Source organism: Meiothermus taiwanensis WR-220 (assembly GCF_003568585.1).
GTDB lineage: Bacteria > Deinococcota > Deinococci > Deinococcales > Thermaceae > Meiothermus > Meiothermus taiwanensis.
This window is the reverse complement of the sequence record NZ_CP021130.1, coordinates 1,717,126-1,730,041: the sequence shown is the minus strand read 5'-3', so window position 1 is coordinate 1,730,041 and position 12,916 is coordinate 1,717,126. Positions and strand designations below refer to the sequence as shown.

The 12,916-nt window shown below is 61.4% G+C and carries 11 protein-coding genes and 1 pseudogene; 2 read left to right on the top strand and 10 right to left on the bottom strand.

Features of this window, described 5'->3' with window-relative positions; translation table 11 throughout:
- The first annotated feature begins 66 nt into the window (after positions 1 to 66).
- Positions 67 to 1,089 (top strand): lipid II:glycine glycyltransferase FemX, encoded by a 1,023-nt coding sequence (locus tag MTAI_RS08565; protein WP_027887843.1) that lies wholly within the window; start codon positions 67 to 69, stop codon positions 1,087 to 1,089.
- A gap of 21 nt (positions 1,090 to 1,110) precedes the next feature.
- Here MTAI_RS08565 and MTAI_RS08560 read toward each other — a convergent pair.
- The 9 genes and pseudogenes from MTAI_RS08560 to MTAI_RS08520 all read right to left on the bottom strand — a co-directional run.
- Positions 1,111 to 1,470, bottom strand: a pseudogene (locus MTAI_RS08560) (3'-5' exonuclease); the annotation flags it as partial.
- Positions 1,471 to 1,488: 18 nt separating this feature from the next.
- Positions 1,489 to 2,295 carry an IS5 family transposase gene (locus MTAI_RS08555; RefSeq protein WP_119342530.1) on the bottom strand — a complete coding sequence of 269 codons (807 nt, stop codon included), beginning with the start codon at positions 2,293 to 2,295 and terminating at the stop codon, positions 1,489 to 1,491.
- A 3-nt stretch (positions 2,296 to 2,298) separates the two neighbouring features.
- A complete protein-coding gene (locus tag MTAI_RS08550) occupies positions 2,299 to 2,580 on the bottom strand; it encodes a 3'-5' exonuclease family protein (RefSeq protein WP_245453104.1) in 282 nt (93 codons plus the stop codon).
- A 15-nt stretch (positions 2,581 to 2,595) separates the two neighbouring features.
- Positions 2,596 to 4,401: a putative nucleotidyltransferase substrate binding domain-containing protein gene (locus MTAI_RS08545; protein WP_027887845.1), complete on the bottom strand. Its 1,806-nt coding sequence runs from the start codon at positions 4,399 to 4,401 to the stop codon at positions 2,596 to 2,598.
- Between the two features lie 4 nt (positions 4,402 to 4,405).
- A complete protein-coding gene (locus tag MTAI_RS08540; protein WP_027887846.1) occupies positions 4,406 to 4,846 on the bottom strand; it encodes a hypothetical protein in 441 nt (146 codons plus the stop codon).
- A 63-nt stretch (positions 4,847 to 4,909) separates the two neighbouring features.
- Positions 4,910 to 6,637, bottom strand: coding sequence for a sodium:solute symporter family protein (locus tag MTAI_RS08535; protein ID WP_027887847.1), 1,728 nt, complete (start codon positions 6,635 to 6,637; stop codon positions 4,910 to 4,912).
- Positions 6,638 to 6,647: 10 nt separating this feature from the next.
- Positions 6,648 to 6,902: a DUF4212 domain-containing protein gene (locus MTAI_RS08530; RefSeq protein WP_013013580.1), complete on the bottom strand. Its 255-nt coding sequence runs from the start codon at positions 6,900 to 6,902 to the stop codon at positions 6,648 to 6,650.
- Between the two features lie 387 nt (positions 6,903 to 7,289).
- Positions 7,290 to 9,173, bottom strand: coding sequence for an acetate--CoA ligase (gene acs, locus MTAI_RS08525; RefSeq protein ID WP_027887848.1), 1,884 nt, complete (start codon positions 9,171 to 9,173; stop codon positions 7,290 to 7,292).
- A 155-nt stretch (positions 9,174 to 9,328) separates the two neighbouring features.
- On the bottom strand, positions 9,329 to 9,814 hold the full coding sequence (locus MTAI_RS08520) for an AMP-binding enzyme (protein WP_342633655.1): 486 nt from the start codon (positions 9,812 to 9,814) through the stop codon (positions 9,329 to 9,331).
- A gap of 116 nt (positions 9,815 to 9,930) precedes the next feature.
- Here MTAI_RS08520 and MTAI_RS08515 point away from each other — a divergent pair, with 116 nt between their 5' ends.
- Positions 9,931 to 10,737: an IS5 family transposase gene (locus tag MTAI_RS08515; protein ID WP_119342530.1), complete on the top strand. Its 807-nt coding sequence runs from the start codon at positions 9,931 to 9,933 to the stop codon at positions 10,735 to 10,737.
- On the opposite strand, the gene MTAI_RS08510 is transcribed toward MTAI_RS08515, so the two are convergent.
- Entirely contained in the window at positions 10,730 to 12,838 is a 2,109-nt protein-coding gene (locus tag MTAI_RS08510; protein WP_245453103.1) for an AMP-binding protein, read from the bottom strand. The genes MTAI_RS08515 and MTAI_RS08510 overlap by 8 nt on opposite strands.
- Positions 12,839 to 12,916 lie beyond the last annotated feature (78 nt).

Below are 12,916 nucleotides of genomic sequence, written 5' to 3'. Positions count from 1 at the left end.
CGTAGCTCAGTATAAGTTTTTTGTGCGGGATTTGTGGTTGGTGCGGATGGGGCATAATGGTGATTTGTGCTAAGGCAGGAACCCATTTCCGACCCCGCCGTTTGGAACCAGATGGTGTCTTCGCTACCCATTACCAGCGCCTTGCAGTCCTGGGGCTGGGGCGAAGTCAAGAAGCTCTCGGGCTGGCAGCCGGAGCGCTGGGCGCTGTTTGAAGGACAGCAGCTTATTGCCGCGGTGCAGCTTTTTCGTCGGCGGTTTGTGGGGCCGGTCTCCATGCTGTATGCCCCCCGTGGGCCAGCGTTGCGCGATTTAAGCGACCTGCCCAGGGTGGTACAGGCCCTCAAGCAGCGGGCAGGGGGGGCTGTTTACCTGAAGCTCGAGCCCGAAGTGGGGTTTCCGGCCGAGTCATCGGTTCCAGAGTTTCCCCCAGCGCGGCTGGCAGAGACCATCCAGCCCGAATACTCCATCTGGCTCGATCTATCGCTGGGCCGTGAAGGCCTGCTGGCTCAGATGGACAATATGCACCGCCGCAACACCCGGCTGGCCGAAAAGCGGGTGGTGACAACCATAGAGGGGATGGAGGCCTTCGAGGAATTCTGGCGGCTGTTCGAGGAGACCAACCGTCGGGCCCGGCTGTTGCAGCATGCCAAAGCCTACTACCAAACCGTTCTGACGGCCATGAATCAACCCTTTGGAGCGTCTTTTATCTCAATCGCCCGCCAGGAGGGCCGGGCGCTGGCCGCGGGCTTGTTTGTGGCTTTTGGGGGTAAGGTAGACTACCTCTATGGGGGCAGCAGCCGGGAAAACTCCAACGCCAAGGCCCCCAACGGTATGCACTGGGGGGCTATCAACTGGGGCCTGGAAAAGGGCTATCGCATATACGATCTGTGGGGCGTGCCGCGCCGCAGCGAGGGTAGCCACGCCGCTGGCATCGATGCCTTCAAGGAGGGTTTTGGCGGGCAGCGGGTGCGCTTTCCAGCCTACGATGTGGCCTTTTCGCCCCTATATGGGCCCCTTAAGAAGGCTTTGCGTCTGAGGAAAAATTGGGTCAACTACCGCACCCGCGGCACAACCCGGGATGTGCTCTAAGCGAAGCCTCGAGCTGATTTTTTATATGAGCTGGTGCAGGGTGCGCGCTTGTAAGCGGTGTCGGAGGGCTAGGAAGAGTTCGGCCGTGGCTAAAGCGTCCCACAACGCGTGGTGCTCGAGGTGGGGCGGCAGGCCAAGCTGTGCTCGAGCCGCCCTTAGCCCGCTGGGATGGGGTTTGCTGTGAGGCTCGAGCTGTCGCCGCCGCTCATCCAGTCGGGCCAGCAGCACCGCGGTGTCGACCACCACAGGTCTGACCCAGCGTCGGCCCAGGGCTTTATGGCTTTGCCGCAGAAATCCCAGGTCTATCGAGCCACAGTGTAGAACCAGCACGTCCCGCCCAATGCGCTGCGTTATCTCCTCGAGCACCTGGGCCAGGGGCGGGGCGGCCTCTAGAGCCTGCTAACTAGCTGTTCGTAAAAGCTCCACAGTTTTCGCTGTCATCAGAATCGAAAAAGCCAACCAGTGCCAACCTCGCAAGGTCTCAGCCAGCCGCTCATAGTCTCGCGCCAGCCTGCGAAACCGGGATGTCCAGGCAAACGAACGTTCCACCACCCAACGCTTCGGCAGCAGCACGAATCCTCGTTTGGCCCCTTCCACCTTGACCACACACAGGGCGATGCCTTCCGCCTCTGCCGCTTGTGCCGCTTCCTCCCCAGTGTAACCCTGATCCACAAAGGCCACTTCCACCTGCTCCCCCGTCACTTCCTGCACCTGTTGACTGAGGGCTCCCACCTGGGCCCGTTCCTGTTCACTGGCCGCCGTTACTACCAGGGCCAGCAGATGCCCCAGGGTATCTACCGCCAGGTGAACTTTGCTTCCCTTGCGTCGTTTGTACCCATCGTATCCGGCCCGCTCCCCACTTTGCGGGGTGGACTGTAGGGTGCGAGCATCGTAGATGGCAGCGCTGGGATGGGCGGCTTTGCCCTGGAGCATTCGCAGGGTCATGCGCAGGTCGTGTACCAGGTCTTCGAAGACCCCCCGGTTCATCCAGCGGTAGGCTTGCGCCTGAACGATATGGGGGGGTGGGAAGTCGTGGGGCAGGTAGTCCCACTGAGCACCGGTTCGAACCATCCAGCGCAGGGCGTTGAACACTTCGCGCAGGTCGTACTTGCGCTGGGGTGCTTCCAGCGGGGCGAGGGTCAAATAGGGCAGCACCAGAGCCCATTCCTCATCACGGACGTCCGATGGGTAAGCACGGCGGTTCATGCTCTAAACATAACTGCAGTGCCTGATTTGGGTAAGGTGGTTTGTAGATTCTAGTTCGTTGGGTAGAATATGGTGCGCTCGGATGCCTTCAACCGAGAGCGCCCCGGGCCGCACGGGCCGAACCAGGCTATAGTAGTGCGCGCCAAACTCGATAACCCCCCCGCGGATGGGCACCATTCCCACCGACAGAATCTGGTCGGATGCCTCCAGGCCACTGGTTTCCAGATCCAAAGCCCAGTAGTTGATCTCGTTCCAGGTGGGGCTTTTGCGCAAAGGCCACAGCATGAGCGATGCGTTTATCTAACCCAGGCGATCGGTATGGAAGCGCTGGCTCATGGCCTCCTGCATCTCGCGAACCTGCAAGAAGGCCTCCTTGAGATGGCGACGCTCGAGCGAAGAAAGCTGCTCGAGGCGGATCTTGTTGTCGGGTGGCAGCTTCTGCCGTAGGTTGGTGAGTTGTTGCCGTAGACGAATCCTCATTAGAAACCCGAAGGCCTCGATTAAGGTTTCGGCCCCCTCTGGGCTCAGCTTGTTCTCCTGGGCGGCAATTTTAAGGCGCTCGACGGTGCCCTTGGCGAGGCTGCCGGCCTCCAGGGCGTGTACTCGAGCCAGGCTGACGATGGGGGCGATGCCCCCTTTCTTGATATCCACGCCGCCGTCTTCTTCCCGGATTCTGCGGAAAAGGCCGATGGGGGGTCGGAAGTGCAATGAGGCCTTGGCTAGGTGGGCCAGGAAGATGGTTTCCTCACCGCTGGTAGCCACGATGCGCTCGAGCGGCTCCAGGGGGAGCTCGCCATGCACACTGCGGAAATCGAAGAAAATCTGGGCCTCGAGCAACTCCTGGGGGGTGGGCATCTTTACCCAGTGCAGGAAGAGCTTTTGCCACTCCGCGATGGGTTTGCACCAGCGGGTGGCCATGTAGCCGCCCGGGCAGGGTGGGAAGCCGGCTTGTATCAGGCCGCCCACCACGAACCCCGCCAGCTCGGCAAAGTAGCGCTGGGCCTCGGGGCTATCCTCGGCGTAGATCAGGGCGTTGTCCTGGTCGGTGAGCAGGGCCTGTTCCATCCGCCCTTCGGAGCCAAACACGATCCAGGCGTAGGGCGTGGGGGGTGGCCCCAGGCACTCTTCGGCCAGGCGCAGCAGAGTCCGAACCAGGTGATCGTTAAGCGAGCTAACGCTACGACCAATTTCGCTGGCCCCCAGGCCACCGGCCAGAAGGGACTCGGCGATGCCGCTTAGCTCCTGGCTGTAGCCTTTGAGATCTTCTGGGTTGCGGGTGCGCTCGAGCCGCCTGAGCAGATGCAGAGGGCTGCGGGCCTGCTGCCGCATGAAGACCGTGTCGGTTACCACCCCCACAATCCGCCCATCCTGCTCGAGCGGCAGGTGGTGTATGCTCTGGTGCACCATGAAGGTCAATGCTTCAAACAGGGGTGTGCTGGCCGGTAAGGTTTTGGCCGGGGTGCTCATCACATCGGCCAAAGGGGTCTGGGGGCCTTTCCCCTCGGCCAGCACCCGGTTGCGCAGGTCGCGGTCGGTCAGAATGCCCAGGGGGTTGCCTTCGACCAGAATCGAGCTGATCTGGTGTTCACGCATGGCCTTGGCCGCTTCCTGCACGGTGGCGTTGCGGGCGATGAATACTGGGGGGCGGGTCACCAGCTCGCTTACCGGTAGGCTCAGGTCGATTGGGCTGACCGCGAGGCCCTCTTGCTGGGCTACCAGGCGCAGGCGGGCAGCCAGACCTTTGGTGAAAAACTCTGCGAAAGGTTGATGCCTCTTCAGCTCACGAAAGACCTGTTCCGACCAGCGGTAGATCAGCAAGTCTTCCTCAGCGATCACATCGAAGGCCGGGGTGCCCTGCGAGATTAGGGAGGGATAGCCAAAAACCTCCCCCTCTTCCAGGTACATCATGGTCTGCCCGTCGCGCTCGAGGCGGGCTGTGCCCTTGCGAATCATGTACAGGTGCTGGCTTTTAGATCCATGCCGGGCCAGCACCTTGCTGTTTTTGGGAAAAAAGGCAATCTCGAGGCCTCGCTCTACCTGTTCCAGCGCTTCCGCTGGTAGCAGATTAAACGGGGCGTGGGCGCGGATGAAATCGAGGGGGTTCACAGCACTATTGTGCTGACTTGGCTGAAACATTGTGCCCCTCTTCGGGCAGGCGGATAATCAGACCCGAGCTGAGCCAGGCTGATAAAGGCAGGATGATGCTTAAAGCTTGGTTGGCTCCGGAAAAAACCTGCAAGGCATAGCCAAATAACAAAGCGGGCAGCAGCATGAAAAAGATCCTGAAGATGCGCTCGAGGCCAGGGGTGGGCGGCAGGGGCCAGAAACGCGAAAAGATTAGCCCTAAAAGACCCCCCAACACCACCGCCGAAGTGATGCGCAAAAGGTCGAGCGGGGTGGGAAAAGGCCAGCCGGTCAGATAGTGTCCAGCCGTGTAAAACAAAAACAAAAAGGCCGAAATCCCCAGCAGCAACCGCAGCAAACGTAAGGTTAGATTGGGGGGTACATAGGCATTGACCTTTTTGGGTTCAATCTTTTTGTTTTTGCTCATGGCTGCAAACAAAGCTTATCACAAAAGAATGGGGGTGGGTTGATCCCCACCCCCGGCTTGGGTTTAGTGATAATGGGCCTCTTTGGCACCGCGCGGAATCCGCACCGATTCCACCAGATCCTGTACTTCTTTGGGCGGCTCGGGGGTCATGCGCGAGACCACCAAGGTGATGATCAGGTTGATCAGCATGCCCACGGTACCGATGCCTTCGGGGCTTACCCCAAAGAACCAGCGGGGCATGCCAAAGTAGCTGGTGCCGATGATGTAGCTGGCTGTGAAGACCAGACCCACCACCATGCCGGCGATGGCTCCCTCGCGGGTGGTGCGCTTATCGAAGATGCCGAGCAGGATGGCGGGGAAGAAACTGCTGGCAGCCAACCCGAAGGCAAACGCCACCAGCTGCGCGATAAAGCCGGGTGGGTTTTGTCCAAAATATCCGGCGATCAGCACCGCCAGAAGAATCCCCACACGAGCGACCAACAGGCGTTGCCCTTCGGAGGCCCTTGGGTTGATGATGCGGTAATACAGGTCGTGCGAAAGCGCCGAAGAGATAACAATCAGCAGTCCCGAAGCGGTGGAAAGCGCCGCTGCCAGACCGCCTGCCGCCACCAGGGCGATGATCAGCGGGGCCAGCTTGGCTACCTCAGGGGTGGAAAGTACGATGATGTCGTTGTTGATGAACACCTCGTTGGCGCTGGTGGTGTCGGGGTTGTTGACGTCGGGACGGGTGGTGCCGGGGATAAACTTGAAGGCATTGCCCCTAGCGACGGTCACAATGCCGTTGCCGTCCTTGTCCACAAAGCGCAGCAGGCCGGTTTTTTCCCATTTGGCCACCCAGTCGATCTGGCGTACTTCCTCAAAGCTTTTACCGTGCAGGGTGTTGATCAGGTTGTAGCGGGCAAACACCGAGATGGCTGGCGCGGTGGTGTAGAGCAAAGCGATAAAGAGCAGGGCCCAACCAGCGGAGGCGCGCGCGTCCTTGACCGTGGGGACGGTGTAGAAGCGGATGATGACGTGGGGCAACCCAGCCGTGCCGAACATCAAGCACGCCGTAATTAGCAGAATGTTCAGCATGTCGAAGCGCTGGAAAGGCTGGGTGTACTGGGTGAAGCCCAGGTCTACTTGTAGCTGGTTGAGGCGAGAGACGATGTCGCTAAAGGTAAGGGCTAGCTGGGGAACGGGGTTGCCGGTGAGGATGCTGGCGATGGCAAACGCCGGGATCAGGTAAGCGATAATCAACACCGTGTACTGGGCCACCTGCGTCCAGGTGATACCTTTCATACCCCCCAGCACAGCAAACAGTGCAGTGACGGCCACCCCAACCCACAGCCCGGTGGTGCTTGGTACCCCCAGGTAGCGGGCAAAAACCGTACCCACCCCTACGAGTTGTGGGATTACATAGGTGAACGAGACGAACACCGCAGCTATCACCGCGACCACACGTGCGGTCTGGGAGTAGTAACGGTCGCCTACAAAGTCCGGAACGGTAAATTTGCCAAACTTGCGCAGGTACGGTGCCAGCAACAAGGCCAGCAATACATAACCGCCGGTCCAGCCCATCAGGTAGATGGTGCCGTCGTAGCCCAGCGTAGAGATCAAGCCGGCCATCGAGATAAAGCTGGCTGCGCTCATCCAGTCGGCGGCGGTGGCCATACCGTTGGCGATGGGGGGCACCCCACGCCCGGCCACATAGAAGCCCTCGGTTTCACGCACACGGGCCCAGATACCGATACCCACGTACAAGCCGAAAGTCAGGAGCACAATGATCCAGGTCCAAAGTTCTACACTCATTGGTGGCCCCCTATTCGTGTACGTCGAACTGCTGGTCAATCTTGTTCATCTGCGAGGCGTAGATGAAGATCAAGATGACAAAGATGATGATGGCACCCTGATGAGCGAACCAAAAACCCAGGGGAACCGATCCGAGCTTGATGTTGTTAAGCACATTAACCAACACAATCCCAAACCCGTAGGAAACCACTGCCCAGACGATAAGCAGGTTGCGGATTAGGGTTATGTTGGCCTTCCAGTACGCATCGGCCTTTGCTTTATCCATGCCTACCTCCATGTAGCACAAGTCCAGCCACCATTGCTACGGGGGTGGTCGCTTTTCCGCGTTTCAGACTTGCGCCATGAATCTAATGCCCTTTTGTTGGCTTGGTCAAGTTATCGCCAGTTTTTGTATATCTGCGAAAAGCGGCGCAATTATTTGTTTTATGAGAGAAAAACGCACCGCCCTGGAGGGTTAAGTGCGGCGTATGGGTTGGGTACAACTGGCCTGAAGCAAAAAAACACTTATGAAAAATCAAGAACCGCTTATTGACGGTCTGTGCTGGGAATCTGTGCGATCAATGGAAAAGGTGCCCTCCAATCTTTTGGCATGGATGTGGTGTGTGTATCTGCAGAAGTACCGTTGAGCCAGGTTGTTTGTTTGAGGCTGTGGTTACTCCTCGAGCGTGCTCAAATCGCCGGGATCCCGCCCCATCTCCTGGGCCTTGAGCAGGCGGCGCAGGATTTTGCCGCTGCGGGTCTTGGGGAGCTTATCCAGGAAAACCAGCTCGCTGGGGGTGGCGATGGGGCCTAGCTCGAGCCGCACGTGCTGCACAATTTCATCCCGCAGGGCCTCGGTTTTTTCGCGCCCCACCCGCAACACCACGAAAGCCTTGATGTTTTCGCCCTTGATGGGGTCGGGCACCCCAATCACGGCAGCCTCGGCCACCGCCGGGTGCGAGACCAGGGCGCTCTCTACATCGGCGGTGCCGATGCGGTGACCGGCCACGTTGAGCACATCGTCGGCGCGGCCCAGCACCGTGAAGTAGCCTTCAGCGGTTTTGCTGGCTACGTCGCCGGCGGCATACACGTTACCGGGTATTTCCGTCCAGTACTGGGTATAGCGGGCGTGATTACCCCAGACCGTGCGCATCATGTGGGGGAAGGGGCGCTTGAGCGCGAGCAAGCCACCGGTTCCGGGGGGGAGTTCGGTGCCCGTGGCGTCCACCACCGTGGCCTCCACGCCGGGCAGGGGCACCCCCACAAAGCCGGGCCGGCCCTCCAGGGTGAGCGGGGTGCCCAGGGTGGGGCCGCCCAGCTCGGTCTGCCACCAGTTGTCGGCTACGAAGCCGCGCCGGCCGCCCTGCATCAGGTGCTCGACCGCCCACTGCCAGGCCTCCGGGTTGAGGGGCTCGCCGGCCACCCCAATGAACCGCAGCGACGAGAGGTCGTGCCGGGCGGGCCATTCGGGGCCAAACTTCATGAACATGCGAACCGCCGTGGGGGCGGTAAACATCACGTTGACCCGGTAGCGCTCAACGGCCTGCCACAAAGCCGCTGGGTTGGGATAGTCCGGTGCACCCTCGCGCAGCACGCTGGTGACGCCCTCGAGCAAGGGCGCATACACGATGTAGCTGTGCCCCACAATCCAGCCGATGTCCGAGGTGGTCCAGTAGACATCGGTATCCTTTACGTCGAAAAAGGTGCGCAGGTGGTAGGCTGTACCCACCATGTAGCCCCCGTGCACGTGCACCACGCCCTTGGGCTTGCCGGTGGAGCCCGAGGTGTAGAGGATAAACAAAGGGTGCTCGCTATCCAGCGGGACGGCCTCGGCCTCGGGTTGGTGTGACCAGAGCAGCTCGTTGAAATCGTGGAAGCGGGGCCCCTCGGGCACGGCTTTGTTGCGGCAGAACCAGACCGTGGGTAGGTTCAAACCTTCGATGGCCTGGAGCACGATGGACTCGAGGTCTACCGCTTTGCCCCGGCGGTAGCTCACATCCCCCGCAATCACCAGTTTGGCCCCAGCATCCATGATGCGCTCGCGCAGCGCCGAGACCCCCAGCCCGGCGTACACCACCGAGTGAATCGCCCCAATGCGGGCGCAGGCCAGCATGGCGATGATGCCCTCCAGGGTCAGGGGCATGTAGATGATCACCCGGTCGCCTTTTTCCACCCCCAACCGCCTGAGCCCGCTTGCAAAGCGCGAAACCCGATCCAGAAGCTCACCGTAGGTGAGCTTTTGCTCGCTGCCGTCCTCGCTTAAGTACAGAAGCGCGACCTGGTTGCGCTTAGAACCCTGGGCATGGCGATCCAGGGCGTTGTAGGTGATGTTGGTCTGGCCGCCCAAGAACCAGCGGTGGTCGGGGAAGTTCCACTCCAGCACCTGCTCAAAGGGCCGGAACCAATGAAACCGCCGGGCCTGCTCGCCCCAGAAGGCCTCGGGGTCTTGCAGGCTGCGGGTGTACTCGGCCCAGAAGTCGGGCAGGTTGGCCTGGTTCCGCTGGGCCTGGGGGGCCTGATAGCTGACTTTTGGTTTTAGCAGCTGCTCGAGTTCCATAAGGGGCCTCCTGCTCTTGCGCTACCGCACGCTACGAGGAAAAAAACCACAAAACCCTGCTAAACCCGAAAAATGGGGAGGGCCGATATTGTGCCAAACCCTGGCCGGGGCGGGCTTGGGGCACTTGGTGAAATGAATCTGCTGCATCTTCACGCTCACGGCTCGAGGGTGGAAAGGTCGCCCGGATCGTCGCCGAGCTCCTGGGCTTTGAGCAGGCGGCGCAGGATTTTGCCGCTTTTGGTGCGGGGTAGCTGATCCACGATCTCGATGACAGTTTGTAGTTGCAGATGCCCTAGCTGCCGGCGTAGGTGGGCTTGCAGCTTGTCGGCCAGGATGGCGCGCACCTCGAGGCTGGTCTCGCGGGTTTTCAGCACCACATACACCTTGATCACCTCGCCGAGCTCGGGGTTGCTAATTCCCACCGCGGCGACCTCGGCCACCGAAGGATGGGAGAGCATGGCCCCCTCGATCTCGGCGGTGCCGATGCGCAGCTCTCCAGCTTTGATAACGTCGTCCGAACGGCCCAGCAGGGCAATGTAGCCCTCGCTGTCGCGCACGGCGATGTCCCCGGTGCTGTAATAGCCGGGGATGCGGCTCCACTGCTCGAGGTAGCGCTCGTTGTTGTTCCAGAAGGTGCGCATGAAGTGGGGGAAGGGCTGGCCGATGACCAGGTGGCCCTTTTGACCGGGGGGTAGCTCACGCCCTAGAATCTACAAACCACCTTACCCAAATCAGGCACTGCAGTTATGTTTAGAGCATGAACCGCCGTGCTTACCCATCGGACGTCCGTGATGAGGAATGGGCTCTGGTGCTGCCCTATTTGACCCTCGCCCCGCTGGAAGCACCCCAGCGCAAGTACGACCTGCGCGAAGTGTTCAACGCCCTGCGCTGGATGGTTCGAACCGGTGCTCAGTGGGACTACCTGCCCCACGACTTCCCACCCCCCCATATCGTTCAGGCGCAAGCCTACCGCTGGATGAACCGGGGGGTCTTCGAAGACCTGGTACACGACCTGCGCATGACCCTGCGAATGCTCCAGGGCAAAGCCGCCCATCCCAGCGCTGCCATCTACGATGCTCGCACCCTACAGTCCACCCCGCAAAGTGGGGAGCGGGCCGGATACGATGGGTACAAACGACGCAAGGGAAGCAAAGTTCACCTGGCGGTAGATACCCTGGGGCATCTGCTGGCCCTGGTAGTAACGGCGGCCAGTGAACAGGAACGGGCCCAGGTGGGAGCCCTCAGTCAACAGGTGCAGGAAGTGACGGGGGAGCAGGTGGAAGTGGCCTTTGTGGATCAGGGTTACACTGGGGAGGAAGCGGCACAAGCGGCAGAGGCGGAAGGCATCGCCCTGTGTGTGGTCAAGGTGGAAGGGGCCAAACGAGGATTCGTGCTGCTGCCGAAGCGTTGGGTGGTGGAACGTTCGTTTGCCTGGACATCCCGGTTTCGCAGGCTGGCGCGAGACTATGAGCGGCTGGCTGAGACCTTGCGAGGTTGGCACTGGTTGGCTTTTTCGATTCTGATGACAGCGAAAACTGTGGAGCTTTTACGAACAGCTAGTTAGCAGGCTCTAAGGCATCCACTACCCGCACCTCGACCCCCGGCAAGGGGAAGCCGGCCTTGCCGGGCTTGGCCGGCATGCAAAGGGGGGTGGACAGGCAGGGGCCCCCGGTCTCGGTCTGCCACCAGTGATCCACCACGTGGGCTAGGTGTTTGGCGGCCCAGTGCCAGACCTCGGGGGCCAGGTACTCCCCCACGCTAGCAACCAGCCGCAGGTCGGAGAGCCGGGCCTTTTGGGCGAACTCGTCGCCGTGTTTGCGCAGGGTGCGCAGCCAGGTGGGGCTGATGATGAGCACGTTGACCCCGCACTCCTCCAGCATCTCGTAGAAGCTGCTTACATCGGGGTAGTCGAGCCGTTCGGCCCGCAGTACGGTGGTGAGCCCTTCCAGCAAGGGGGCGTACAGACCGTAGCTGTGCCCCACAATCCAGGAGAGATCGGCAGTGGCCCAGGAGATCTCGCCGTCCTTGAGGTCGAAGAGGGTGCGCAGGTGGTAGGTGATGCCCACCATGTAGCCCCCGTGCACGTGCACCACACCCTTGGGCTTGCCCGTCGAGCCCGAGGTATACAGGATAAACAGGGGATGCTCGCTGTCCACCGGCAGGGCGGGGGTGGTGGGGCGGTGGGCCTCGATCAAATCCCAGAATTCCAGCGGTCTGACCGTACCACCCCGGCTAAACCACAGCACCGGTATATCCAGGCCCTGGGTGGCTTCCTCGAGTACGTGGGTGAAGTGCAGGGTGCGCCCACCCTGGTACATGCGGTCGGCGGCCACCAGCAGCCGGGCCTGGGTGTCCACCAGGCGCTCGCGCAGGGCCTGGCTGCCCAGGCCGGCAGGAACAGCCACGTGCACCGCCCCAATGCGGGCACAGGCCAGAAAGGTCAGGGCCATCTCCAGCCCGGTGGGCATGTACACCGCCACCCGGTCACCGGGCTTGATGCCCAGCGACAGCAGCCCACCGGCCAGGCGGGCGGTGAGGTCGCGCAGCTCGCGGTAGGTCAGCTTGTGTACGGTGCCATCCCCGGCCAGGGCCATCAGGGCCAGCTGGTTGCGGCGGGGGCCGTCGGCGTGCCGATCCAGGGCGTTGTAGGTGATGTTGGTGGTGGCGCCCACAAACCAGCGGTGGTAGGGGGCGTCCACCTCCCGAACCCGCTTCCAGGGGTTAAACCAGTGGAAGCGCTCGGCCCACTCGCCCCAGAAAGCCTCGGGCTCTTCGAGGCTGCGCCGGTACTCGGCGGGATAATCCTTAAGGTTGGCCTTTTCTACCAGGGATTTGGGGGCCCAGACGGGGGTTTCCTCGCTGGACGAACCCAGGTAGACCGGTGCGCTGGCGGGAAGGGGCTTGGCCTCATCCGAGGGCGGCTGCTCGGCTCGAGTGCGGCTGGAAGCGGCCCTGGCTACCTCCTGCACCGCCTGCACCAGCCGGGTGAAGGCGTAGGGAAAGCGCCTCGAGGGCACCACCACCCCAAAGGCCCCCATCACCGCACCGTCCGGGCTGAAAATGGGGGCAGCCACCCCGGAGATACCGTCGGAATGCTCTTCGATTTCCACCGCGAACCCCATCTGCCGCACCTTGGCCAGCTCTTCCTCCAGGGTCAGCGGATCGGTGATGGTGAGCCGGGTAAAGGCCTTGAGGTTTTGCAGGTGGGGGGCCTGGGCCTGGCTGTCCATGTAGGCCAGCACGGCCTTGCCTAAAGCCAGGGCATGAAAACCCTCGCCGACCTGATCCTCCAGCCCGGCCAGCTTGGGCAGGCCCTGCCGGCCGCGGGTGGAGAGTCGCAGCCTGCCTTCGCGGTCGAGGAGGGCCAGATAGCTGCGTTCGCGGGTACGTAGATAAAGTTCCTCCAGCGCATCCGATAGCTTCTCGGGCTCGGCCAGGCGGTTGGGTGAAGGCACCAGCGCGCTTTTGGAGAGCCGGTAGGTGCTGCCCTCCCGTTCGGCAAAGCCCTCCGAGACCAGGCTGGCCAGCAGGGCATAGGCCGTGGAAAGACTTTTACCCAGAAAAGCAGCCAGGCGGGCGGCCTCTACCCCCTCGGGGTGCTCGGCCAGGTAGGCCAGTACCCTTAGCGCGGCTTGAACGGTGGTGAGTTTACGACTCTGTGCCATAGGTCTTCGGATTTCTATAGCGTACGATCTAAAGAAGACCCGTACAGGTTCATCGGGGTTCTGCGGCTATGATGGCCC